The organism is Vibrio sp. Isolate33 (genome assembly GCF_022397895.1).
Lineage (GTDB): Bacteria > Pseudomonadota > Gammaproteobacteria > Enterobacterales > Vibrionaceae > Vibrio > Vibrio pomeroyi.
In genome coordinates this window covers 555,847-579,750 of sequence record NZ_JAKEUP010000002.1, presented here as the reverse complement: position 1 = coordinate 579,750, position 23,904 = coordinate 555,847, and the positions used below count along the sequence as shown (strand labels likewise).

Sequence of the window (23,904 nt, the reverse complement as noted above, 5' to 3'; positions counted from 1 at the left end):
TTTCTTAATCTGAACCATTAATGAAAAGCAAAGACTGTTCCAACATTGTAATCCATTGAAAAGAATAATGGTGAGAACATATTGGAACAGGTAGCACTAAAACTATCTGGAGATAAGAGAATGAAAAAATGGCTCGTAGTAGTGAGTGTCATGTTATTGACCTCATGCGCTTATTCGCCAATCTACAACGGCAAGTCTGAGTATTCAGGCAGTCAGTTTATGTTGATGGACAGCCCTCGTCATACCATGGATTTTTTCGTTGAAAGCATGACCGAAGATTTGATCGTGTCGAACACGAGTATTTCAGCAAGAACACCGATTGCGATTACCTCGTTTGTTGACCTACAACACATGGACACAACAAACTGGCTCGGTAACTCAGTATCAGAAGGTTTCATTCATCAGTTTCAGCGTCGCGGCTTCAAGGTTGTTGATTTTAAAACCACGGGTTCTATCCAAGTGACTCACCAAGGTGACTTTGCGTTAAGCCGTGATTGGAAAGACTTGGCTCAAGAGCAAGACGTTCAATACGTGCTGACAGGCACTATGCTTCGCCAAGAAGGCGGTGTTCTAGTGAATGCTCGTGTGGTTGGCATGCAAACACGTATTGTGGTGGCTTCTGCACAAGGCTTCTTGCCTGCTGACCGTATTGGTCGTGACCTCGATACTCTGAACAGTATTCGAACTCAAGATGGCGTGATCATTCGTTCTGACCCAACGATCAGCCAACCTTATACTGTTATTCTTCGCCCTTAGGAGTTCGAGATGAAGAAGTTAATGTTTGTTGTTGCCGCTTTATTGCTTGTCGGTTGTCAGCCATTGCAAAGCATGAGACCTGATGATTTCTTAGTAGCTGTTGGCTACGCGAGTATCAGTGAGCAGAAAGGTCGTAACGACGAAGAGAGACGTATCCGTGCGATGAGAGCCTCTAAGATCGATGCTTATCGTGAGCTGGCTGAACAGGTTTACGGCATGCGAGTAAGCGGTCGTGCTGAACTTGAAGATCAACGCCTTGGCACTGAACGTACGTCCGGTGCGGTTGATGGTGTTATCCGTGGTGCTGAGGTCGTGCGCAGTTACCCTGTGGGTGATAGCTACGTGACCGAGCTTCAGTTAGACATCCGTAAGATGGATCAGCTCCGTAACTACGGTGAAGTTCAGGCAGTACCTGAGAAGAGACAACAAACGCTGTTCTAGTTTCGGTGTTTGAATCGAATATTCTATTCAAAGATATTGGCTGTCACTCGCTTTCCAGATGGCGTGTCGGCAACCAATAACTAATATGAATGTAAAAGCGGCAAGTATGAAAATACTTGCCGCTTTTTTGTTTATCGATTTTTTGAGAGCGTTCAAAGGCTGATTCGGAATTTTGATAAAGGATAACGACAGGAATAGTCTGAGATACAGATACAGATACAGATACAGGCAGAAGGTTAATAAGGGGTATTACTGAAAAGGGCGACTTAACTAGGCTTTTACGTTGGTTCCCAGCGTAGAGATAGTATGCGTTTGTCCACCGGCATTGTAGGTCATGCCAATTTTACCGTGGCTTTGCTGCATCATATTGCTGAGTTTTTTGAAGCTAAGGTGTGCTCGATTCAAGGCTTCGCCATTAACCAGGTTCGCTTGATGGCAATCGTGCACTATGGACTTGATGGTTGAGACTAACTGAGCCAGTTCAGGATTCTCGGTCAGTTCTGAGATATTGGTATGGGCTTCGATGCGTTGATCGGTTGATCTTAGCTGTTCGACAAGAACCACTTTTTCTTTGGCGATTCGCTCAATATCATTGGATTGTCGGCTCGTGATCGCGGTTTTCTCTGAACTTAATAATTCAGATAAGGCTTTGGCATTTTGAAGTTGAAAATTAACTAAATCTGCTAGTGCCGCCATAACGTAAACCTATCAATAACCTCGTGTGCTTTAAGTTAACCACTTAATCTAAGGGTTAGTGCTTAAAGACCTTTTAATTCGTTTTCGAACTTGATCATATTGTCAGCCAGTTTTTCTGGATCAACCGTGTATGAACCGTTCGCAATTGCTTCTTTGATCGCTGCTACTTTTACGGAATCAAAGCTTGGCTGTGCTGCCATGTCTTGATGGAGTTGACCAATCGCTTTGCCTTGTTGGCTTAGAGAAACCGCATCTTTGCTTGCTGGTGATTTAGTTGACACATCAGAACGTGATGCCTCAGAACTAGAATCAGAGCGTACTGCTGATCGGTTGGTGGTCGTTAGGGTTTGCCCTGAACGAATATTATCAATGCCTGCCATAGTTAAGCCTTTTTCTTCAAAAATGGGAACCTGTACAGTCAATATCGACCAAGGGTTCGAATACTTTAGCAATTTTTAGCTTAATAGTCGAAAAGGGACCAAACACACCCGCTGTGATTTTCAGCGTTAGAGTTGAGAGCGAAATTACTAACGATACCGTCAATTTAGAAGTAAAGAGTTAAAAGTAAACCGTGACTTCAGACATGCTGGTAACAATTCCTTCAATTATACGCTGTGATTTATCATTTTTCACTCTTACTTGATCGCCCATCGAACCATCGGTAAGTGCTGTGCCCTTGGTAGTAATGGTCATGCCACCTTTTACAGCCTGTATGATAACCTTCTCGTTTCGACATACGACACAAATATCACCTCTTTCGACAACGTCACCCGGTCTTAGGTTCTTTTTAACCTTGGCACCGACGACTTGCTCTGGAGCGGTGAAACCTTGGCGACGAAACTTGTTAAGAGAAATCATCGCGGTGGTCACATCGTATTGACCAACAATTTCGCCTCTCGCGAGTGCTCTGGTTGTCGTCACAAGCGGAACTGACATCGAAAGACGCACCGGCACATAAACTCGCCACTCATCAGGAACACATTGCACTAAAACCGTAATACTGCTGCGGGTATTAGTGGTGGTTGAGGCACTTGTCTCGAGAGGGATTGGGCAGTCTGTTGCTTTGATTCTTGAGTCAACATTTGCTGAATTAACAAAGAGTTCGCCGCCTCGTGGCTGTTCTACCGTATCAAGGATGTGTTGCTCCGCCGCAGACTGAATCATCTCAATTTGTTCTGGGGTCGCAGCTTGCACAAAAAAACTAAACAATATTGATAAAATGCCGATAAACTTAGCGACAGTTTTAAAAGTAGCTCTACACATTGCTATGGAAAGAGGTGGCAAATTTGTTTTATAATACGTCATTCCGTTTCTCTGGTGGTTCGTAGCCTGCAGTAGACTAACACTTTTTATACAAAAAAGTTTGATATGGAGATGAGCTCATGACGGGTATTCTTGATTCGGTGAATCAGCGTACGCAACTCGTCGGTCAAAACCGATTAGAATTACTAACCTTTCGCCTAATGGGGCGTCAGCGTTACGGCATTAATGTTTTTAAAGTAAAAGAAGTGCTTCAGTGCCCTAAGCTGACGAAGATGCCAAACTTGAACCCACTGGTTAAAGGTGTCGCACACATTCGTGGCCAAACGATCTCTGTGATCGACTTGAGCTTAGCGATTGGTGGCCGTCCTACAACGGATGTTGAAAAGTGTTTTGTGGTTATCTCTGAGTTTAACCGAACTATTCAAGGTTTCTTGGTAAGTTCAGTTGAGCGCATTATTAACATGCACTGGGAATCGATTCTTCCGCCGCCAGATGGCGCAGGTAAAGCCAACTACCTGACAGCGGTAACCAACATCGATAATGAATTAGTCGAAATTCTAGATGTTGAAAAGATTCTTGCTGAGATTTCACCTGTTGATGAAACAATGGACAGCAAAATTGCTGAAGAAATCGCAGAAGTAGAACAAGAAAAAGAATTGGTTCGCCGTATCTTGATTGCTGATGATTCGACGGTTGCTCGTAAGCAGGTTCAACGCGCTATCGAGTCAATTGGTTTTGAAGTTATCTCAGTGAAAGATGGTAAAGAAGCCTACGAGAAGTTGATGCAGATGTCAGCCGAGGGCAGCATTTACGACCAGATTTCATTGGTGATTTCAGATATCGAAATGCCAGAAATGGATGGATACACGCTGACTGCTGAGATTCGTCGTCACGCAGAATTGAAAGATTTATACGTAATTTTACACTCATCATTGAGTGGTGTATTTAACCAAGCCATGGTTGAGCGCGTAGGGGCTAACTCCTTCATCGCGAAATTCAACCCTGATGAGCTTGGTGCAGCGGTTAAAGCTGCGTTAACTAACTAAAAGAGACATTAATGACTGCTATAACAATAAGTGATCAAGAGTATCGCGATTTCAGCCGTTTCTTAGAATCTCAATGTGGCATTGTATTAGGTGACAGCAAACAGTACTTAGTGCGCAGCCGTCTAAGCCCATTAGTAACGAAGTTCAATGTAGCGTCGTTATCTGATTTGCTGAGAGATGTAGTGACAGGTCGAAACCGTGAGTTGAGAGTGGCAGCAGTGGATGCTATGACGACGAACGAGACACTTTGGTTCCGAGATACTTACCCGTTTGCTGTGCTTGCGGATAAACTTCTACCGGAAATAGCGGCAAATAAACGTCCTATTAAGATTTGGTCTGCGGCAAGTTCTTCAGGCCAAGAACCATACTCAATGGCAATGACGGTGCTTGAGACTCAAGCGCGTAAGCCGGGTATGCTGCCAAATGTATCGATTACCGCAACTGACATCTCAGCAAGTATGTTGGATATGTGCCGCACGGGCGCGTACGACAACCTAGCTTTGGGACGCGGACTTTCTCCAGAGCGTCGTCGTACCTTCTTTGAAGATGCGGGCGATGGTCGTATGAAAGTGAAAGACAACGTGAAGCGCATGGTGAACTTCCGTCCTCAAAACTTGATGGACAGCTATGCACTGTTAGGCAAGTTCGACATCATTTTCTGTCGTAACGTGCTGATTTACTTCTCACCTGATATGAAGTCAAAGGTACTTAACCAGATGGCGAATAGCCTCAACCCTGGTGGTTACCTGCTATTAGGTGCGTCGGAATCACTAACAGGCTTAACGGATCGTTTTGAAATGGTTCGCTGTAATCCAGGCATCATCTACAAATTAAAGTAATGGTTGGCACCAGAATCAGGTGCGGCGTTACTGTCTAATTTTAAAACCCAGCCAAGTGCTGGGTTTTCTTTTTCCTGCTTAACCTATATCTTTAAGTCAGAGTGACATTCCAATTTACTCTATTTTTTGGCTTGTATATTGCAAGTTTACCCACGAGTAACCTGTAAAAGTATTGATAGACCGCTTTGTTTTAAAAGTTGGTATATATATTGCTTTGGTTATTTCATAACAGTCAGTTCTTGAGTTGAGGTTTACATGGCTATTTCTTTTGACAATGCTTTAGGCATTCACCAACACACAGTTGGTGTACGTGAGCGTAACGCTGAGGTGCTTTCCACCAATATCGCGCAAGCGAACACGCCTGGGTATAAGGCAAAGGGATTAGACTTTAAGAAATCGCTGCAAGCGGCAAGTTCTGGGGCAAGCATTGGTCTTAGCCGCACAGATGGTCGGCACATTTCTGCCTCAACAACGGTGAACGGGGAAACGAAGTATCGAATTCCTACACAACCTGATACAGGAGATGGCAACACGGTTGATTTGGATTTGGAAAGAAACCTTTTCATGCAAAACCAAATTAGGCATCAAGCCTCTCTCGACTTCCTAGGAAGTAAGTTCAAGAATTTAACTAAAGCGATTAAAGGGGAATAATTAGATGAGCTTATTTAATGTATTCAATGTGACTGGTTCTGCGATGAGTGCTGAATCTGTTCGTCTAAATACGACCTCGAGCAACCTTGCGAACGCGGACAGTGTAAGTAGTTCTGCTGAAGAAACTTACAAGGCTCGCCACGCAGTGTTCGGCGCTGAGTTAAATCGAGCACGCAACAGTGACCACACTGTACCTGTGAAAGTATTAGGTATTGTTGAAAGCGATAAGCCGCTAAGCGCGGAGTACAACCCTGATCACCCATTAGCGAATAACGAAGGCTACATCTACAAGCCGAACGTGAACGTTATGGAAGAGATGGCAAACATGATTTCGGCATCACGTGCGTACCAAACGAACGTACAGGTTGCTGACTCGAGTAAACAAATGCTGCTGCGTACGCTGCAGATGGGTCAATAAGGATAAGGAGGTAGCACATGGCTGGAATCAACAACAATGTTGGTCAAAGCGGCTTGTCCTATGTTGACCAGCTGAAGAGTCTTCAAGATGGCGCTAAGAAGCCCGACGAAACAACAGGTAAGCAGGATCTTAAGCAAGAAGATTTCTTATCTTTGTTGACTAAGCAATTAGCACAGCAAGACCCTTTCAAGCCGGTTAGCAATGACCAGATGATTGCGCAAATGGCTTCATTTGCGACCGTAGATGGCATTGGCAAAATGAATACACAGTTTGAAAGCTTGAATTCATCAATGACCTCTAACCAAGCACTGCAGGCATCCTCTTTGGTTGGCCGTGATGTATTGGTTCCTGGTGCGGCAGGTGTGAAACCCGGTGATGGCGGTATGGCGGCAATGGTTAAGCTTCCTCAGGCAATGGACAATGTAATGGTCCGTGTTGAGAACGAAGTTGGCCAATTGGTTCGCACATTTGATATCGGTTCTAAACCTTCTGGTGACACACGTGTTGAATGGGACGGAAAAGACGAAGACGGTAACCCATTGCCGGCCGGTAAATACAACGTGAAAGCGTCGGGTTTGCTGGATGGCGAGAACACAGAGTTCCAAGTTTCCAGTTATGCGAACGTGAACAGTGTGCTTCTTGGTAAGGGTGATGGCAACGTACTACTCAATCTGGCTGGTTTCACATCGCCAGTACGACTTGCTGAAGTACTAGAAGTTGGTAAAGCGTAGCTCTTTATTGAGTGACTATGCTAGCTAGATAGATTAGGAGAATATTGGAATGTCATATGTAGCTTTAAGCGGCCTATCCGCTGCACAATTAGACCTGAATACAACCAGTAACAACATTGCGAACGCAAACACATTTGGCTTTAAAGAGTCTCGTGCCGAGTTTGGTGATGTTTACTCAAGCTCGTTGTTCACTAACGCAAAAACGACTGCTGGTGGCGGTGCGCAAGCTAGCCAAGTAGCGCAGCAGTTCCACGAAGGTTCGAGTATTTATACGAACAACCCAATGGACTTACGTGTCAGTGGTACAGGTTTCTTTGCTGTATCGAAAGATCGCATGGTGCCAGAGATTAATGAACTAACGCGTAATGGTGCATTTCACCTAAACAAAGATAACTACATGGTTACAGCTAACGATGAGTTTCTTTTAGGTTACGATGTTGATCCAAATTCGGGTGAAGTTCTTTCTTACGCGCCAAAGCCTCTCGACATTCCTGCTGAGTTTGGTAAGCCAAAACAGACAGAAAACATTGAAGTAGGGGTTAACCTGCCTGCAAACGGTGATCTTAAAGACCCAGCTGCATTTAACTACCAAGATGCTGATACTTATAACCGTGCAACGTCTTCGACGGTATACGATTCTATGGGTCAATCTTACAAGTTAACGACTTACTACCTCAAAGATCAGACTCAACCAAACACTTGGCAAACGTACTACACCATGTCAGATGAGAATGGCGAAAAGCCAATCAACATCACTGGTGGTGATGCGACGAATGCACAAGGCCATGTTGGTCACACAATGAAGTTCAACAATGACGGTACGTTAGCGAGCCTGAACAATGGTCAGCCGATTAACTCGGAACCACTAGGTGCTGGCGCGAACCCAATTGATTTGAATGGTGCGGATCCAACACAAGTGCTTAAGTTTGGTCTAGATTCTTCAACTCAGTTTGCTGCTCCGTTTGAATTGACTAAGTTTGATGAAGATGGCGCGACAACAGGTTTCTTAACCAAAATTGATTTCGATGAGTACGGCAGTGTTCTAGGTACATACTCAAACGGTGAAAACGTGATGCTTGGCCGTGTAGGCTTGGTTCGTGTACCAAATGAGCAAGGTCTAGACAAGAAAGGCGGCACTCAATGGGATTCTACTAACGACTCAGGTGACAAAATCTGGGGTGAATCGAACAAAGGTTCATTTGGTAGCATCAACAACGGCTCTCTAGAGCAATCGAATATCGATATGACTCAAGAACTGGTTGATTTGATTTCTGCTCAACGTAACTTCCAAGCGAACTCGCGTTCTCTAGAAGTACACAACCAGCTACAACAGAATATTCTTCAGATTCGTTAATCGTTTTAAAGCGTTTGAATCATCTGCGAATACCCAATTCAATGTTATTGAATTGGGTATTGTTGTTTGTCTTTTTATTTGCCGCCCCTATTGCCGCACGGTAATGCCACTGGCAACAATTCTTCCTGAATGATCCTTTGATGATCACCTTTCTTGTTCGTTTTCTATTTAAATTATTGATAAATAACAGTTAAAAATATTGGCACAGTGTTTGCTTTATTAGCCCCAGAAGATGATTTTTGGAGCAAAATTATGGATCGCGCACTGTTTCTTGCCATGAGTGGCGCTAAGCAAAATATGCAAGCTTTGCAGCTACGTGCAAACAACCTTGCCAACGTAAGTACAACGGGTTTCCGTGCTGATTTAGCACAGGCACGTTCAATGCAAGCGTATGGTGAAGGCATGCCTACTCGTGTTTTCAGCATGACAGAGCGTCCGGGTCATAATTTCGCTCAGGGTAGTGTGGTTACTACTGGCCGAGATCTAGACGTCACCATTCAAGGTGATGGTTGGATTTCAGTGATGGACAACACTGGTCGTGAAGGTTTAACACGTAACGGTAACCTAAGGGTTGACCAAAACGGTTTACTAACCAACGCAAGTGGCCACTTAGTGCTTGGTGAAAACGACGCACCAATCACGCTCCCAATCCCAATAAGTAAAGTAGAAATTGGTACAGACGGTACGATCTCAGTCATTCCTCAAGGCGCTCCAGCTGAAGAATTGGCCGTAGTTGATCGTATTAAGCTTGTACGTCCAGACAACCAAAGTTTGTTTAAAGATACGAATGGTCTATTCCGTTCGAAAAACCCAGATCAGGCATACGAAGCAGATGCAGCGGTAACGTTGCTAAAAGGTGCTATCGAAGGCAGTAACGTAAATGCCGTAGGTGAAATGACCAGCTTAATTGACTTACAACGTCAGTTTGAAATGCAGGTCAAGATGATGAGCACAGCAGAGGAAATGGACAAGTCGTCTGATTCACTGCTTCGTATGAGCTAATAGAATTTAAAGGAAATTGCTATGCATCCAGCATTATGGGTAAGTAAAACAGGTTTAGACGCCCAACAAACCAATATCTCAACGATTTCGAACAACCTTGCCAACGCCTCGACCATTGGTTTTAAAAAGAGCCGCGCGGTATTTGAAGACTTGTTCTACCAAAACATCAACCAACCGGGTGGCCAATCGTCTCAGAACACTGAACTGCCAAGTGGTTTGATGTTGGGTGCTGGTTCTAAAGTAGTGGCTACTCAAAAGGTTCACACGCACGGTAACGCACAAACAACATCGAACAGCCTAGATATGATGATTGAAGGCGACGGCTTCTTCCAAGTTGAGATGCCAGATGGTGAAACAGGTTACAGCCGTAATGGTCAGTTTACTCTGAACGGTGACGGCGCAATCGTAACATCGGGTCAAGGTTACCCTCTGCAACCTGAAATCGTTATCCCTGAAGATGCGATCTCGGTAACGGTTGGCAACGACGGTGAAGTGTCGGTTCGTCTTCGTGGTGAGCAAAACAACGTCGTAGTTGGCCAAATCACGATTACAGACTTCGTAAACCCAGGCGGTTTAGAACCAGTTGGTCAAAACCTTTACTTGCCGACAGGTGCGAGTGGTGACCCACAAGAAGGTGTTCCGGGCTTTGATGGCCTAGGTAACATCCGCCAGTCGATGCTAGAAACATCGAACGTAAACGTAACCGAAGAGCTAGTGAATATGATCGAAGCTCAACGTGTTTACGAAATGAACTCGAAAGTTATCTCGTCGGTAGACAAGATGATGAGCTTTGTTAACCAACAGCTGTAATTGGTTTATCGCCGCTTACTTGTTTCGCATTAATCGACGTGTTTGCCACTGTCTACTATTTACAACGACTTGTTGAGAGTATATCGCCATGAAACGTATTTTTTGTTTAGCCCTGTTTTTGTCTATGACTGGCTGTTCTGTATTGGAGCCAATTGAAACGCCAGCGCAAGAGAACGCGACTACAGTGGTTGATGCGGTAGAAGGCGATAAGTCGGCAGAAGAAAGCTCAGGCATTATCGACACGCTTCGTGGCAGAACCGATCCTATCGCTGGTGATCCAGCTTGGGCGCCAATCAATCCAAAAGAAAAACCAGAACATTACGCAGCGGCAACAGGCTCACTGTTTAATATTAATCATATTGGTAGCATGTATGATGACTCAAAACCGCGTGGTATTGGTGACATCATTACTGTGGCGCTGGATGAGAACACCCGAGCGACCAAAAAAGCCAATGCTGACATGTCTAAGTCGAACGATGCATCGATGGAACCTCTGGCTGTGGGCGGCCAAGAGCTGACGATCGACAAGTACAACTTCTCTTATGACCTGAGCAACACCAATACCTTTGCAGGTGATGCGTCAGCCAACCAAAGTAACAGCATCAGCGGTTACATTACCGTTGAAGTCATCGAAGTATTAGCTAATGGCAACCTAGTGGTTCGTGGCGAAAAGTGGATGACACTGAATACGGGTGATGAGTATATCCGCCTAAGCGGCACCATCCGTCCTGATGACATTGATTTCGAAAACACCATCGCTTCAAACCGTGTGTCTAACGCACGAATTCAATACTCTGGCACTGGCGTGCAAAAAGATATGCAAGAGCCTGGATTCTTGGCACGATTCTTTAATGTATCTCTGTAGAGCTTGAGAGAGTGTCGGCTTACTGACTCTCTCGTAATTATCTAATTTCAAGCTAACTCATTATAAATTAAAGCAATACAGACAGGTTACTCAATGAAAAAACTGACACTCGTACTATTCGGCATGCTATTTCTTGCCACCAGTGCTCATGCTGCGCGTATTAAAGACGTGGCAAAAGTGGCGGGTGTTCGTAGTAACCAACTTGTCGGTTATGGTTTGGTCACGGGCTTGCCGGGTACTGGTGAGACAACTCCCTTTACCGATCAAACATTTAACGCAATGCTGCAAAATTTTGGCATCCAATTGCCGCCCGGCACTAAGCCAAAAACCAAAAACGTCGCGGCTGTTATTGTGACTGCTGAACTGCCAGCCTTCTCTAAGCAAGGTCAGGAAGTTGACGTAACCGTATCTTCTATCGGTTCGGCAAAAAGCCTACGTGGCGGCACGCTACTACAAACCTTCCTAAAAGGTCTTGATGGCCAAGTGTATGCGGTAGCGCAAGGTAACTTGGTAGTAAGTGGCTTTAGCGCGCAGGGTAACGATGGTTCTAAGATTGTCGGTAACAACCCTAACGTTGGCATCATCTCTAGCGGTGCAACGGTTGAACAAGAGATCCCAACGCCATTCGGTCGTGGTGACTACATCACCTTCAACCTAATCCAATCAGATTTCACAACGGCTCAGCGTATGGCTGATGCGGTTAATAATTTCCTAGGCCCACAAATGGCTTCAGCGGTAGACGCAACTTCAGTAAAAGTTCGTGCTCCGCGTGAAATCAGCCAGCGTGTGGCGTTCCTATCGGCTATCGAAAACATCGAGTTCGACCCTGCTGAAGGCTCTGCAAAAATCATCGTCAACTCTCGAACAGGTACGATTGTGGTTGGTAAGCACGTTCGCCTAAAAGCGGCAGCGGTAACGCACGGTGGTATGACGGTTGCTATCAAAGAAAACCTAAACGTAAGCCAACCGAATGCATTTTCTGGTGGTCAAACGGTAGTTGTTCCTGATTCAGATATCGAAGTAACTGAAGCTGATGGCAAGATGTTCAAGTTTGAACCGGGCTTAACGCTGGATGATTTGGTTCGCGCAGTCAACGAAGTAGGCGCAGCGCCTTCTGATTTAATGGCAATCCTTCAAGCACTGAAACAAGCGGGTGCGATTGAAGGCCAATTGATCATTATCTAAGGAATAAAGCATGATTAAGAATAACAATGACATCGGCTTTATTCACGATATCGGCAGTCTCGACCGTCTTCGTCAACAAGCGGTAAATGGCGAAGAGGGCAGCGAAAAAGAAGCACTGACGGCTGCAGCAAAACAGTTTGAATCGATTTTTACTTCGATGTTGTTTAAGTCGATGCGCGATGCGAACTCTAGCTTCAAGTCGGACATGTTGAACAGCCAGAACGAACAGTTCTATCGTCAGATGCAAGATGACCAAATGGCGAGTGAGCTGAGTGCTTCAGGTTCGTTAGGTCTTGCGGATATGATTGTGGCGCAGTTAAGTGCGGGACAAGCAAGCGACGCGACAGAAGATAAGGTTCGTAATGAAGGCTTTGATACTTCACTGCAAATACCTCAGTACTCAGGCCGCTCAGAAGATAGAGCATCTGAAGTGCAATCTGCGTCAGCGGTAAAACAACCCGTTTCTTTCGATTCCCCAGAGTCATTTGTTACTTCAATGAAGCCTTACGCAGAAAAAGCAGCAAGCGCGCTTGGTGTAGATTCATCTCTACTATTGGCACAAGCGGCACTTGAGACAGGTTGGGGTTCTAAAATGGTTAAGAACTCACTAGGTAACAGTAATAACCTATTTAACATCAAGGCGGACAGAAGCTGGAAGGGCGATAAGGTTGCGACTCAAACTCTTGAGTTCCACGGTAAAACAGCCGTTAAAGAGTCGGCATCTTTCCGTTCTTACTCAAACTTTGAAGATAGCTTTAATGACTATGTGAAGTTCTTGAACGAAAACCCAAGATACGAAACGGCACTTCAGCATCAAGGTAATTCAGAGAACTTCATCAAAGGTATCCACCAAGCTGGCTACGCAACTGACCCTAACTATGCTGATAAGGTATTGCGCGTTAAAGCCAAGATTGATGAGATGAACTAATCAACCTTTAATGAACATTGAGAGCTTGCCCTTGGCAGGCTCTTTTCTTATCCGCTACCTCAAGTTTTGCTGCGTTATCCAAAGCTATCTCCTTACACTTCAATAAATTATTGTCCTTTAATTCTTATCTATCTCTATTGGCACATATATTGCTTTTTAAACTGGTAGTTAATCAGTTCATCCTGATTTTGTTAAGTTTTTTGGGGGCATTATGGCGTCGGATCTTCTGAATGTAGGGGCACAAAGTGTTCTTACCGCTCAGAGACAGCTAAACACCACAGGTCATAACATTTCTAACGCCAACACAGAGGGCTATAGCCGCCAATCTGTGATTCAAGGTGTGAATGACCCGCGCCAGTACGGTGGTCAAACCTACGGTATGGGTGTGCATGTGGAAAATGTTCGCCGCTCTTGGGACCAATTTGCCGTCAATGAACTTAACCTATCGACAACCAATGCCGCTAACAAAGGTGATACCGAAGCGAACCTAGATATGCTGTCGAGCATGTTGTCATCGGTGGCTTCGAAGAAGATCCCTGAAAACCTCAACGAGTGGTTTGACTCGGTGAAAACATTAGCCGATACACCGAATGATGTTGGTGCGCGAAAGGTTGTATTAGAAAAGGCTGGGCTATTAAGTAAAACGTTGAATGAGTTTCATGAAACGGTTCGCCAACAGTCTGATTCTACGAACAAAAAATTAGACATGGGTATCGAGCGAGTTAACCAACTGGCTTACGAGATCCGTGACGTACAACGCTTAATGATGCGAACTCCTGGGCCACATAACGACCTGCGAGATCAGCACGAAAAGTTGATTAATGAGCTTTCTGGCTACACCAAAGTAACGGTAACGCCGCGCTCAAACGCTGAAGGGTTTAACGTCCATATCGGTAATGGTCACACCTTGGTTTCAGGTAGTGAAGCAAGCCAACTGAAAATGGTTGATGGTTTGCCCGATGCGCATCAGCGTCGCTTGGCGATTGTTGAAGGAAAGTCTTTAAAACCGATCACCAGCAGTGATATCGATGGGAAAATCGGTGCCATGTTAGACATGCGAGACGAGCATATTCCAGCAATTATGGATGAGCTTGGTCGTTTGGCGACGGCGTTTTCGTACAAGGTAAATAGTCTTCAAGAACAAGGTTTGGATCTCGACGGCAACGTGGGTAAGGACCTGTTTACCGATGTGAACTCAGAGCTAGTGGCAAAATCTCGTGTCACGGCTAGTGGGCAGTCAAAAGCCGATGTTGCGGTATATATCGATGATACCTCTGCCTTAAAAGGTGGTGAATACGGTCTTAAGTATGACGGCAGTGATTATGTCGTGACTAAGCCGAATGGCGAAACCGTTAAGATGACGACTGACTCGAGTGGCAACGCTTTTTATCTTGATGGTATGCGAGTGGAAGTGCGTAATCCTCCTGAACTTGGCGAGAAGCTATTACTGCGCCCAACGCGTAACTTTGCCGCTCAAATTCAGATGGAAACCAAAGATCCAAAAGACATCGCTGCACAAAGTTATGAAGCTTCGACCACTTTTGCGAAAGGTACGGCTGGATTCAAAATTCTAGAGGCAGGGCAGCTACGTGAGTTTGAAGTGATTGTGTCACCAAAGGGTGAGCAGTTTGCGGTGACGGATCCCAAGGGCAACATTTTAATGCAGCCGCAACCGTATCCGCCACAAGGGCCTGTGACCATTAATGGCACGACCTTTGAGCTAACAGCCGGTGCGGTGGCAAACGACAAATTTACGGCAAACCTTGTCCCATCAGAAGGTGACAACGGAAACCTACGTAAACTACAAGATCTTCAAACAGGTAAGATCTTGAATGATGGCGAGTCTACGATCTTAGACCTTTACCACAACTTGAATACCAATACGGGCTTGAAGTCTTCAACGGCAAATCGTTTGAGTGATATCGCGACGCTAGAAAAGCAGTCAGCTCAAGAACGTATTGCTTCGATCTCGGGGGTTAACCTCGACGAAGAAGCGGCAAATATGATGAAATTTCAGCAAGCGTACATGGCTTCTTCACGCATCATGCAAGCAGCCAATGACACGTTTAATACTATTTTGGCTCTGAGGTAGGAAGCATAAATGTTGAATCGTATTTCTAGCTTCCACAACTATCAGTCAGTACAAAATGACTTGCGCCGCCAAGAGAACAAGGTGCATCACAACCAAGCGCAACTCGCTTCTGGTAAGAAGCTGCAGTCGCCGAGTGATGACCCGTTAGCGACGCACTATTTGCAAAACATCGGTCAACAATCAGAGCAGCTAAAACAATATGTTGATGCGATTACTTTGGTCAGAAACCGCCTTGAGCATCATGAGGTATTGGTTTCTAACACTGAAGGTTTTGCTGATGAAGCAAAACGAACCGTAATGGAAATGATCAACGGTGCACTTTCCCCTGAAGACCGTTTAGCGAAAAAGCGTGAGATCCAAGAGTTAGCGAATAACTTCCTGCACTTGGCCAACTCTCAAGATGAGTCGGGTAACTACACATTTGCAGGCACTAAGCCGAAAAATCAGCCTTTCTTTCGAGATAACGAAGGGAATGTGACTTATCAAGGTGATGACTACCAACGCAAGATGCGTGTGGCAAGTAGCTTTGAAATGGCGATGAATGATCCTGGCAGCAAAATGTTTATGGAAATAGACAACCCGTTCGGTGATTACGAGCCTCAATATGAGCTTGAACCTGCGTCTGAGTTATTGCTCGGGCGCGCGACCAACAGCGATGAAGATGGGTCTACTTATAAAGTGACTTTTGTTGACATGCAGACGGGTAATTTCGCTTATCAGCTTGAAAAAGACGGTGCAGTGGTTGCAGCAGAAGATTTTGATCCTTCGACAGGCATTGTTTACGAAGGGCTGAATATTCAAGTCAAAGGCCAGATCACTAAGGGTGATTCCATCACCTTAGAGCCGAGAGAGACATTCTCTATCTTTGATACGTTCAAAGAGGCGGCAGAACAGGCAGAAAACCCAGTGTCGGATGCATCGGCAACGGCGAAATTGCACCAAGTAACAGAAGAGTTCCATGCTGCGTTTATCCATTTAACTAAGGCGAGAACCGATGTCGGTGCACGCTTGAGTACTTTGGATATTCAAGAACAACAACATGAAGATTTTAAGTTGTCTTTGGCGAAAGCGAAAAGCAACTTTGAAGACTTGGATTATTCGAAAGCCATCATTGAGTTCAATGAAAACTCTCGAGCGCTCCAAGCTTCACAACAAGCGTTTGGCAAAACTAAAGACTTGACCTTGTTTAACTATATTTAACGATCTAATGGTGAACTGATGTTCATCACGGAGTCGATTCTTTGCCTTATGTGCTATGCCATACGTGCGAATGACTCCAATGCTTGCCGCTTTTTTGTACGAAACATTTTGTTTTTTAAGATAGCGGCAAAAAACGGCAATCAGGAGGGTATACGTTGTTTCCCCCTCAAAGAACAAACAATTATAATCGCGTTTAATTTTGTGTAAGTTTTTGATTTTTATTTAATTAAAAAATTATTTATACAAAATTAAACTTGGCATACAACTTGTATCTGTGTTGGTTATAAATGATTAATACAGATCTTAAATCCTGTACAGGGTTTATCGAGTAATACACGGTCAGTGCTTATCCATATGAGAGTAAAGCTGGCCGCTTCGCAGAAAGTTTGCGAACTCATAAGGAGAGCAAAATGGCTATCAATGTAAGCACTAACGTATCAGCTATGACAGCACAACGTTACCTGAATAAAGCGTCTAATGACTTAGCGACTTCTATGGAGCGTTTGTCATCTGGTCACAAGATCAACAGCGCGAAAGACGATGCAGCGGGTCTGCAAATCTCGAACCGCTTAACAGCGCAATCGCGTGGTCTTGATGTAGCAATGCGTAATGCTAACGACGGTATTTCGATTGCTCAAACCGCTGAAGGCGCGATGAACGAATCGACCAACGTACTACAACGTATGCGTGATCTAGCGATTCAATCGTCAAACGGTACTAACTCTCCAGCAGAGCGTACAGCACTGAACGAAGAGTCAATGGCACTTCAAGATGAGCTTAACCGTATCGCGGAAACAACCTCTTTTGGTGGCCGTCGTCTACTGAATGGTTCATTTGGTGAAGCCTCGTTCCAGATTGGTTCTAACTCTGGTGAAGCGATGATCATGGCGTTGACTAGCATTCGTGCCGATGATTTCCGCATGGGTGGTACTACGTTTGATTCAGAAAATGCGAAAGATAAAGATTGGCAAGTGCCGCCAACCGCAAGCGATCTTAAATTCGAATTTAAGACTAAAGCGGGCGAAGACATCATTCTAGATATCAACACCAAAGCGGGTGACGATATTGAAGAACTGGCGACTTACATTAATGGTCAATCTGATCTAGTGAATGCATCGGTTACCGATGAAGGCCGTTTACAGTTATTCGTTGCTGAACCTGATCTTGAGGGCTCAATGTCGATCTCTGGTGGACTAGCATCTGAGTTAGGTATTAAGAGTGAAGGCCGTGCTACATCAGTTCAAGATATCAGCCTAACAAGCGTTGCAGGCTCACAGAACGCAATCAGTGTGATTGATTCTGCAATGAAGTACGTAGATTCACAGCGTGCTGATTTGGGTGCGAAACAGAACCGTCTAAGCCACAGTATTAATAACTTGGCAAACGTACAAGAGAACGTAGACGCTTCTAACAGCCGAATCAAAGATACGGACTTTGCGAAAGAGACGACGCAAATGACCAAATCACAAATTCTGCAACAAGCAGGTACTTCGATACTTGCTCAAGCAAAACAGTTGCCTAACTCTGCAATGACATTATTGCAATAGTTATTGGTTGAACTTGCTGCTCGTGTTCAGACGTGAGCCATGCAGCAAGGGAAACTGGCAAGCATACTTACTATTGAGTGTTTAGCTCTCTCATCTCTCACCTGCTATCCATTTTTACGGTAAGAATGCAACGGCAAGTCGGAAATGTGTTCATTTCTCGATGATCTCCACACAGGCTCTGACGCGCCAACTAGCCCCGGTTCTCTCAAAGGAAAAGGGGCTTTTTCCTTTCTGACGTCTACCTTTCTGTTTCTTCGCTATCTACTTAGTTTGCCTAACCGCTTGTCACTCCAGTTCTCAACCTTGAATTAACTTCACCTGCTACCGCGGAAAATATCCCACCTCAATGTATTAAATCTGTTCGCATAGAGGATCTTTGATGATCGCTAATTTCTATACGTTGACCAATTTCTACGGCGATCAGTCTGTTTTTTAAACAGTTCGAGATCTTGTACCAATTGAAGTCTTCAGTTGTTATAGAAGAATGTAATCTTTAAGTATCTGAAAAATATCAATTTAATAATTTTTTTGTGGTTTTTTAAAAGTTTTTCTAAAGCTTCTGCTTTTCGCGCCGTTATTAAAAGTAACTTTGAGAGAACTACTTTGGTTTTCCGAGACGTCGGAAACCGCTATACCGGAAAATCAATTGGAGAAATCACCATGGCAGTGAATGTAAATACAAACGTTTCAGCGATGACAGCGCAACGTTACCTAAACAACGCAAACAGCGCACAACAAACATCAATGGAGCGTCTAGCTTCAGGTTCTAAAATCAACAGCGCAAAAGATGACGCTGCAGGCCTACAAATCTCGAACCGTTTGAACGTTCAGAGTCGTGGTCTTGATGTTGCTGTACGTAACGCGAACGACGGTATCTCTATTGCACAAACGGCTGAAGGTGCAATGAACGAGACAACGAACATCCTGCAACGTATGCGTGATTTGTCTCTACAATCTTCAAACGGCTCAAACTCAAAATCTGAGCGTGTAGCGATTCAAGAAGAAGTAACAGCGCTGAACGACGAGCTAAACCGTATCGCGGAAACGACGTCTTTTGGTGGTAACAAACTGCTTAACGGTACTCACGGTACTAAATCATTCCAAATCGGTGCAGACAACGGTGAGGCAGTAATGCTTCAACTGAAAGATATGCGCTCTGATAACGCTCAGATGGGTGGTAAGAGCTACCAAACTGAGAACGCGAAAGACAAAGATTGGAACGTTCAAGCGGGCTCTAACGACCTAAAACTGTCGTTCACTGACAACTTTGGTCAAGCACAAGAAATCGACATCAGCGCAAAAGCGGGTGACGACATCGAAGAGCTAGCGACTTACATCAACGGTCAACAAGATTCTGTTAAAGCGTCTGTTACTGAAGACGGCAAGCTACAAATGTTCACAGGCAACAACAAAGTGAGCGGCGATGTGTCTTTCTCTGGCGGCCTTGCGGGTGAGCTAGGTATTCAAGCAGCTAAAGACGTAACGGTTGATACTATCGACGTAACATCTGTTGGCGGCGCACAAGAGTCTGTAGCAGTAATCGATGCGGCGCTTAAGTACGTAGACAGCCACCGTGCTGAACTGGGTGCTTTCCAAAACCGTTTCGACCACGCTATCAGCAACTTAGACAACATTAACGAGAACGTTAACGCATCTAAGAGCCGTATTAAAGATACCGACTTCGCGAAAGAAACGACTCAGATGACTAAGTCTCAGATTCTTTCTCAAGCTTCAAGCTCGATTCTTGCTCAAGCGAAGCAGGCACCGAACTCGGCACTTAGCCTACTAGGTTAATCGATTAAAAGGCCACGTTGACCAAAAGTGTCAACGTAAGGCTTCCACAAATTAGCTCGTGGTGAGAGATGAGCGCTAAACAGACCCAGCTTCGGCTGGGTTTTTTATTGCCTGAAATTTGGTGACGGTGTATTTGGAAAAGTGCAATGTTGGTTAAGAGAAGAAAAAGCGAGATTCCCTACCACGTTCGTTCCTCACTGTAGGGAATGACGGGAATTGGCAAATGATGATTTCCTCGCTCACTACATCGAAGCAGTCTTTCGTCATCCCAGAATCGAGTAGAACGAGATATCAGGGATCTGTTTTGGTTTTTATGTGCAAGGCGACACTTATAAATGAGCAAAGGTAGGATACTTTAGCGAATGTCGCCCTATTAATTGAAGCCCGATCACACTTTCCTTTGTTGTTGAAAAGAATATGAAAAAAAGCGCATTTTTTATTAAAGCTTCTAATTAAGGGGCCGTTAAAGGGATTGAGAGAAATGATATGTACCAATGTAAGGTGAGAGAGACACTGGTGCATAAACAAAATTGACATGTATTTGTGTGAGGTGAGAGTCACATAAGTACATTAAAAAATGCCTAAAGGAGATCAACTATGGCGATTAATGTAAGCACAAATGTGTCTGCAATGACGGCTCAGCGCTACCTAAATAGCGCGGCTGAAGGTACTCAAAAATCAATGGAGCGTTTGTCTTCTGGCTATAAAATCAATAGCGCAAAAGATGATGCTGCAGGCCTACAAATCTCTAACCGCTTAACGTCGCAAAGCCGTGGCCTAGATATGGCTGTGAAAAACGCGAATGACGGTATCTCTATTGCACAGACAGCTGAAGGTGCAATGAATGAGTCAACCAACATTCTGCAACGTATGCGTGACCTTTCTCTTCAATCTTCAAACGGTTCGAACAGCAAATCTGAACGTGTTGCGATCCAAGAAGAAGTCTCTGCTCTAAACACAGAACTTAACCGTATCGCTGAAACGACCTCTTTTGGTGGTAACAAGCTTCTTAACGGTACTTACGGTAGCCAATCTTTCCAAATCGGTGCAGATTCTGGTGAAGCAGTAATGCTATCTATGAGCAACATGCGTACTGACACTCAAGACATGGGTGGTAAGAGCTACGGTGTTACTGAAGGTAAAGATGCATCTTGGCGTGTAGGTGCTGGCGCTGACTTAACGATCAAATACAACGATAAGTTCGGTGAAGCGCAAGAGCTATCTATCTCTGCTAAAGAAGGCAACGATATCGAAGAGCTAGCAACTTACATCAACGGTCAAAGCCAAGACGTTAAGGCGTCTGTAGGCGAAGGCGGCAAACTGCAACTTTTTGCTTCAAGCCAAAAAGTTGAAGGTGAAGTTGAGTTCGGTGGCAGCCTTGCTGGTGAACTCGGTATCGGTGCTGGTAAAGACGTTACTGTTAACGACATCGACGTAACATCGGTTGCGGGTGCAAACGAAGCAGTATCTATCATTGATGGCGCTCTAAAATCAGTAGATAGCCAACGTGCTTCTCTTGGTGCTTTCCAAAACCGTTTTGATCATGCAATCAGCAACTTAGACAACATCAACGAAAACGTTAATGCATCTAAGAGCCGTATCAAAGATACCGATTACGCGAAAGAAACAACGGCAATGACGAAGTCTCAAATCCTACAACAGGCGAGTACTTCTATCCTAGCTCAAGCAAAACAGTCACCATCAGCAGCTCTAAGCTTATTGGGCTAAACTTACTTCGGTAAGTAGCGGTAAACTCTACTCTGGGTAGAGTTTTACTGTATGGCTCATAAAGGAGGGAGGGAGAGTGTTATGGAAATATCATCCAACGCATCGAACATCCAGCCTTATGGCTCACCTAATGGCATTAAATTTGCAAGCGATGAAGGTAGTAGTGCGTCGAGCACTTCACGACTGAAAGAAGCAACACCTTATGACAAGGTAGAGAAATCGAAAGAGGAAGCTACCGAAGCGGCGATTCAATTAGCTCAACATAGACAAGAGCTGAATGATGAAGAGCGAGTCAAGATGGTGGAGAAGGTAAACGAGTTTATCTCCTCTCTCAATAAGGGTGTTGCCTTTAAGGTTGATGAAGAGTCAGGTAGGGATGTGGTGACCATTTATGAGACCACAACCGGTGATATTATTCGCCAAATACCTGATGAAGAAATGCTTGAAATTCTAAGACGCCTAGCAGCCCAAAACTCGAATAGTCGAATATTTGAGGTGAAGGTTTAAGTCGTATTATTGAGGTGGTTTAATGAGTTTTGGCCCAATGGGGATTTCGTCTGGCATGGATATTAATTCCATGGTCAGCAAAATTGTTGATTCGGAGCGTGTACCTAAACAGCAACGAATCGACAATGAACGAACGCGAATCGATACCAGCATTAGTGCCTATGGAAGACTCAGAGAATCCCTTGATTCGATGAAAAACCTGATGACAAACTTTCGTCAGGAAAAAGCTTTTGCTGTGCGAACAGTGGAAAGTACCGATGAAGCGCTTGTCTCTGCAACGGCGACTACCGAAGCGATCGCTGGCAAATATGCCATCGATGTGTTGCAGCTTGCCCAAAGCCATAAAGTGGCTTCTGATGTGCTATCAGAAGACATGAAATTTGGTCCAGGTAAGCTGCAGGTTTCGCTTGGTGATGACAGATTTGATGTACAAGTTGGCGATAGATCGAAACTGATCGATATCGTTCGAAGCATAAACGGTGCAGATAGCAACCCAGGCGTTCGCGCATCTGTTATTAATGATGTTGAAGGTCCGCGACTTATTGTTGCCTCGAACCAGTCCGGTTCCGATCAGCAGATCAGTATCAACGTCGAATCTGATGCTGCCAATCCTCTCAAAAAACTCGAATACAAAACCCTAGAAGAGCGTGTTAAAGCGCTAGAGAAAGCGCGCCTTGCCGCTCAAGACGTTCTTGCTCTGACACCCGCAGGAAAAGCCGCACAACTTGTTGATGACGCGACTTCGAACGATGATCCTAATGCGAGTGAAACACTCGATGAAGGCGGCAATGTTATCCCTGCATCCCAAACCGATTCTACCTCCGTTGCTGACGAAGATTCTCAAAGTCTTAGCTACGGCGAACAAGCCGCTGCCGACGGTCAAGCTGCCCTTGATGCAGCTAAAGCGGCAAAATCTGTCATGCCTGAAGACAATATTCCAGGTTGGACCGAAACTGCTTCTGGTACGCTTCTTGATTCTTACTACACGCCAGAATTAGAGCTTGATGAAAAAGCGATAGAGAAAGCACCCGATGTTCCGGGGTGGTCAAATGCTGCCTCAGGTACGTTGACAGATTCCTACGTGACGCCAAAAGAAGCCCAGCAAAAGCTTGAGGCTGAACAAGCGCGTATCGAAGAAAAGATCTCACAAGAAAAAGCAGAGCTGGCAGAGAAAGTTCAAAAAGGCGAGTTGACTGCTGAACAAGCCAAAAAGATTGAACGTGCCAAACTCGATCCGGAAGAGCGTGAGCAATTAGAGAAGGTCGATAAAGCACAAGCTGACCTTGCTCAGGCTCAAGAGTCTTTCGATACCTACAGTGGTATGACGGAAGTTCAAGCCGGACAAGATTCAATGGTTGTCTTGGATGGCGTAGCTCAGCTCTCAAGTAACAACAATGTGATTGAAGATGCGGTGGAAGGCATCGATATTACAGTAAAAGGAAAAACACCCAAAGATAAGCCGCCGGCAGAGATTGGTGTGGAGTACGACCGTAATAGTGTTCGCCAAGACATTGAAGCTTTCGTTAATTCTTACAATCAGTTTTACCAGGTGTCTAAAAACTTGGCGGGCGTTGACCCAACGACCGGCCAAAAAGGGCCGTTGTCTGGCGACAGTACCGTGCGTAACGCTGACTCACGATTAAAAGGTGTGTTCTCATCAAGCATTGAAGGCGCGCCTGATAACCTAAAATCTTTGACCGAGTTTGGTATCACGACCACAAGACAAGGTTCGTTAGAGATCAACTACGACATGCTTGACCGCCAACTGAACAACAATTTCGATAAGTTGGGAGAGTTCTTCGGTGGCAACAACGGTTTTGCTAAAAAAGTCGAAGACGCGATTCAAGGTATCACAGGTATCACGGGCTCGATTCGTACACGAGAAAAGAGCTTAGTCGAGCAAAACTACCGCTTAGCGGATGACCAAAGCGCACTTGATCGCCGCATGGATAGCTTGGAGAGCCGTACTCACTCTAAGTTTACAGCGATGCAAGACGCGACCAGTAAGATGCAATCTCAGCTGGGCAGTATGATGAATGCGTTGGGCTAAT

Annotated in this window: 23 protein-coding genes; 20 read left to right on the top strand and 3 right to left on the bottom strand. The window is 44.9% G+C overall.

The window, feature by feature from the left end; translation table 11 throughout:
- Positions 1–120 precede the first annotated feature (120 nt).
- Both L1D37_RS05875 and flgP read left to right on the top strand, forming a co-directional pair.
- Positions 121–756 carry a FlgO family outer membrane protein gene (locus tag L1D37_RS05875; RefSeq protein ID WP_016791310.1) on the top strand — a complete coding sequence of 212 codons (636 nt, stop codon included), beginning with the start codon at positions 121–123 and terminating at the stop codon, positions 754–756.
- 9 nt (positions 757–765) lie between these two features.
- Positions 766–1,197 (top strand): flagellar assembly lipoprotein FlgP, encoded by a 432-nt coding sequence (gene flgP, locus L1D37_RS05870; RefSeq protein ID WP_016791311.1) that lies wholly within the window; start codon positions 766–768, stop codon positions 1,195–1,197.
- Between the two features lie 270 nt (positions 1,198–1,467).
- On the opposite strand, the gene flgN is transcribed toward flgP, so the two are convergent.
- The 3 genes from flgN to flgA form a co-directional block, all read right to left on the bottom strand.
- Positions 1,468–1,893 carry a flagellar export chaperone FlgN gene (flgN, locus tag L1D37_RS05865; protein ID WP_239847220.1) on the bottom strand — a complete coding sequence of 142 codons (426 nt, stop codon included), beginning with the start codon at positions 1,891–1,893 and terminating at the stop codon, positions 1,468–1,470.
- Positions 1,894–1,955: 62 nt separating this feature from the next.
- Positions 1,956–2,273: a flagellar biosynthesis anti-sigma factor FlgM gene (gene flgM / locus L1D37_RS05860; RefSeq protein WP_017631743.1), complete on the bottom strand. Its 318-nt coding sequence runs from the start codon at positions 2,271–2,273 to the stop codon at positions 1,956–1,958.
- A gap of 178 nt (positions 2,274–2,451) precedes the next feature.
- Positions 2,452–3,198 carry a flagellar basal body P-ring formation chaperone FlgA gene (gene flgA / locus L1D37_RS05855; protein ID WP_026084342.1) on the bottom strand — a complete coding sequence of 249 codons (747 nt, stop codon included), beginning with the start codon at positions 3,196–3,198 and terminating at the stop codon, positions 2,452–2,454.
- A gap of 77 nt (positions 3,199–3,275) precedes the next feature.
- On the opposite strand from flgA, the gene L1D37_RS05850 reads away from it, so the two are divergent.
- From L1D37_RS05850 to fliD, 18 genes are all read left to right on the top strand, one after another.
- Positions 3,276–4,202: a chemotaxis protein CheV gene (locus tag L1D37_RS05850; protein WP_017631741.1), complete on the top strand. Its 927-nt coding sequence runs from the start codon at positions 3,276–3,278 to the stop codon at positions 4,200–4,202.
- An 11-nt stretch (positions 4,203–4,213) separates the two neighbouring features.
- Entirely contained in the window at positions 4,214–5,041 is an 828-nt protein-coding gene (locus L1D37_RS05845; protein ID WP_017631740.1) for a protein-glutamate O-methyltransferase, read from the top strand.
- Positions 5,042–5,296: 255 nt separating this feature from the next.
- Positions 5,297–5,692 (top strand): flagellar basal body rod protein FlgB, encoded by a 396-nt coding sequence (flgB, locus tag L1D37_RS05840; RefSeq protein WP_004736175.1) that lies wholly within the window; start codon positions 5,297–5,299, stop codon positions 5,690–5,692.
- A 4-nt stretch (positions 5,693–5,696) separates the two neighbouring features.
- Positions 5,697–6,110 (top strand): flagellar basal body rod protein FlgC, encoded by a 414-nt coding sequence (flgC, locus tag L1D37_RS05835; RefSeq protein ID WP_017631739.1) that lies wholly within the window; start codon positions 5,697–5,699, stop codon positions 6,108–6,110.
- Between the two features lie 17 nt (positions 6,111–6,127).
- Complete coding sequence (gene flgD / locus L1D37_RS05830) at positions 6,128–6,841, top strand: flagellar hook assembly protein FlgD (RefSeq protein WP_010439286.1); 714 nt, start codon at positions 6,128–6,130, stop codon at positions 6,839–6,841.
- Positions 6,842–6,890: 49 nt separating this feature from the next.
- Positions 6,891–8,195 (top strand): flagellar hook protein FlgE, encoded by a 1,305-nt coding sequence (gene flgE / locus L1D37_RS05825; protein WP_176681820.1) that lies wholly within the window; start codon positions 6,891–6,893, stop codon positions 8,193–8,195.
- Positions 8,196–8,447: 252 nt separating this feature from the next.
- Positions 8,448–9,197 (top strand): flagellar basal-body rod protein FlgF, encoded by a 750-nt coding sequence (flgF, locus tag L1D37_RS05820; RefSeq protein ID WP_017056855.1) that lies wholly within the window; start codon positions 8,448–8,450, stop codon positions 9,195–9,197.
- A gap of 21 nt (positions 9,198–9,218) precedes the next feature.
- Positions 9,219–10,007: a flagellar basal-body rod protein FlgG gene (flgG, locus tag L1D37_RS05815; RefSeq protein WP_004739713.1), complete on the top strand. Its 789-nt coding sequence runs from the start codon at positions 9,219–9,221 to the stop codon at positions 10,005–10,007.
- Between the two features lie 88 nt (positions 10,008–10,095).
- Positions 10,096–10,872: a flagellar basal body L-ring protein FlgH gene (flgH, locus tag L1D37_RS05810; protein ID WP_176681819.1), complete on the top strand. Its 777-nt coding sequence runs from the start codon at positions 10,096–10,098 to the stop codon at positions 10,870–10,872.
- Positions 10,873–10,965: 93 nt separating this feature from the next.
- Positions 10,966–12,057, top strand: coding sequence for a flagellar basal body P-ring protein FlgI (locus tag L1D37_RS05805; RefSeq protein ID WP_008218243.1), 1,092 nt, complete (start codon positions 10,966–10,968; stop codon positions 12,055–12,057).
- Between the two features lie 10 nt (positions 12,058–12,067).
- A complete protein-coding gene (gene flgJ / locus L1D37_RS05800) occupies positions 12,068–12,985 on the top strand; it encodes a flagellar assembly peptidoglycan hydrolase FlgJ (RefSeq protein ID WP_239847218.1) in 918 nt (305 codons plus the stop codon).
- Positions 12,986–13,196: 211 nt separating this feature from the next.
- Positions 13,197–15,077 (top strand): flagellar hook-associated protein FlgK, encoded by a 1,881-nt coding sequence (flgK, locus tag L1D37_RS05795; protein WP_239847216.1) that lies wholly within the window; start codon positions 13,197–13,199, stop codon positions 15,075–15,077.
- 9 nt (positions 15,078–15,086) lie between these two features.
- Positions 15,087–16,277, top strand: a complete 1,191-nt coding sequence (gene flgL, locus L1D37_RS05790) for a flagellar hook-associated protein FlgL (RefSeq protein ID WP_048661936.1) — start codon at positions 15,087–15,089, stop codon at positions 16,275–16,277.
- A gap of 410 nt (positions 16,278–16,687) precedes the next feature.
- The gene (locus L1D37_RS05785; RefSeq protein WP_076651682.1) at positions 16,688–17,824 is read left to right on the top strand and encodes a flagellin; all 1,137 of its coding nucleotides are present in this window, start codon (positions 16,688–16,690) and stop codon (positions 17,822–17,824) included.
- Between the two features lie 660 nt (positions 17,825–18,484).
- The gene (locus L1D37_RS05780) at positions 18,485–19,618 is read left to right on the top strand and encodes a flagellin (protein ID WP_102300543.1); all 1,134 of its coding nucleotides are present in this window, start codon (positions 18,485–18,487) and stop codon (positions 19,616–19,618) included.
- Positions 19,619–20,215: 597 nt separating this feature from the next.
- Entirely contained in the window at positions 20,216–21,346 is a 1,131-nt protein-coding gene (locus tag L1D37_RS05775) for a flagellin (protein WP_239847215.1), read from the top strand.
- An 81-nt stretch (positions 21,347–21,427) separates the two neighbouring features.
- On the top strand, positions 21,428–21,853 hold the full coding sequence (gene flaG / locus L1D37_RS05770; RefSeq protein WP_239847213.1) for a flagellar protein FlaG: 426 nt from the start codon (positions 21,428–21,430) through the stop codon (positions 21,851–21,853).
- 22 nt (positions 21,854–21,875) lie between these two features.
- The gene (gene fliD / locus L1D37_RS05765; RefSeq protein ID WP_239847212.1) at positions 21,876–23,903 is read left to right on the top strand and encodes a flagellar filament capping protein FliD; all 2,028 of its coding nucleotides are present in this window, start codon (positions 21,876–21,878) and stop codon (positions 23,901–23,903) included.
- The last annotated feature ends 1 nt before the right edge of the window (position 23,904 follow it).

Bases quoted from the DNA above. Each gene is read 5' to 3' on its own strand.
- L1D37_RS05875 (WP_016791310.1), top strand. From the start codon at position 121: ATGAAAAAATGGCTCGTAGTAGTGAGTGTCATGTTATTGACCTCATGC.
- flgP (WP_016791311.1), top strand. From the start codon at position 766: ATGAAGAAGTTAATGTTTGTTGTTGCCGCTTTATTGCTTGTCGGTTGT.
- flgN (WP_239847220.1), bottom strand. From the start codon at position 1,893: ATGGCGGCACTAGCAGATTTAGTTAATTTTCAACTTCAAAATGCCAAA.
- flgM (WP_017631743.1), bottom strand. From the start codon at position 2,273: ATGGCAGGCATTGATAATATTCGTTCAGGGCAAACCCTAACGACCACC.
- flgA (WP_026084342.1), bottom strand. From the start codon at position 3,198: ATGACGTATTATAAAACAAATTTGCCACCTCTTTCCATAGCAATGTGT.
- L1D37_RS05850 (WP_017631741.1), top strand. From the start codon at position 3,276: ATGACGGGTATTCTTGATTCGGTGAATCAGCGTACGCAACTCGTCGGT.
- L1D37_RS05845 (WP_017631740.1), top strand. From the start codon at position 4,214: ATGACTGCTATAACAATAAGTGATCAAGAGTATCGCGATTTCAGCCGT.
- flgB (WP_004736175.1), top strand. From the start codon at position 5,297: ATGGCTATTTCTTTTGACAATGCTTTAGGCATTCACCAACACACAGTT.
- flgC (WP_017631739.1), top strand. From the start codon at position 5,697: ATGAGCTTATTTAATGTATTCAATGTGACTGGTTCTGCGATGAGTGCT.
- flgD (WP_010439286.1), top strand. From the start codon at position 6,128: ATGGCTGGAATCAACAACAATGTTGGTCAAAGCGGCTTGTCCTATGTT.
- flgE (WP_176681820.1), top strand. From the start codon at position 6,891: ATGTCATATGTAGCTTTAAGCGGCCTATCCGCTGCACAATTAGACCTG.
- flgF (WP_017056855.1), top strand. From the start codon at position 8,448: ATGGATCGCGCACTGTTTCTTGCCATGAGTGGCGCTAAGCAAAATATG.
- flgG (WP_004739713.1), top strand. From the start codon at position 9,219: ATGCATCCAGCATTATGGGTAAGTAAAACAGGTTTAGACGCCCAACAA.
- flgH (WP_176681819.1), top strand. From the start codon at position 10,096: ATGAAACGTATTTTTTGTTTAGCCCTGTTTTTGTCTATGACTGGCTGT.
- L1D37_RS05805 (WP_008218243.1), top strand. From the start codon at position 10,966: ATGAAAAAACTGACACTCGTACTATTCGGCATGCTATTTCTTGCCACC.
- flgJ (WP_239847218.1), top strand. From the start codon at position 12,068: ATGATTAAGAATAACAATGACATCGGCTTTATTCACGATATCGGCAGT.
- flgK (WP_239847216.1), top strand. From the start codon at position 13,197: ATGGCGTCGGATCTTCTGAATGTAGGGGCACAAAGTGTTCTTACCGCT.
- flgL (WP_048661936.1), top strand. From the start codon at position 15,087: ATGTTGAATCGTATTTCTAGCTTCCACAACTATCAGTCAGTACAAAAT.
- L1D37_RS05785 (WP_076651682.1), top strand. From the start codon at position 16,688: ATGGCTATCAATGTAAGCACTAACGTATCAGCTATGACAGCACAACGT.
- L1D37_RS05780 (WP_102300543.1), top strand. From the start codon at position 18,485: ATGGCAGTGAATGTAAATACAAACGTTTCAGCGATGACAGCGCAACGT.
- L1D37_RS05775 (WP_239847215.1), top strand. From the start codon at position 20,216: ATGGCGATTAATGTAAGCACAAATGTGTCTGCAATGACGGCTCAGCGC.
- flaG (WP_239847213.1), top strand. From the start codon at position 21,428: ATGGAAATATCATCCAACGCATCGAACATCCAGCCTTATGGCTCACCT.
- fliD (WP_239847212.1), top strand. From the start codon at position 21,876: ATGAGTTTTGGCCCAATGGGGATTTCGTCTGGCATGGATATTAATTCC.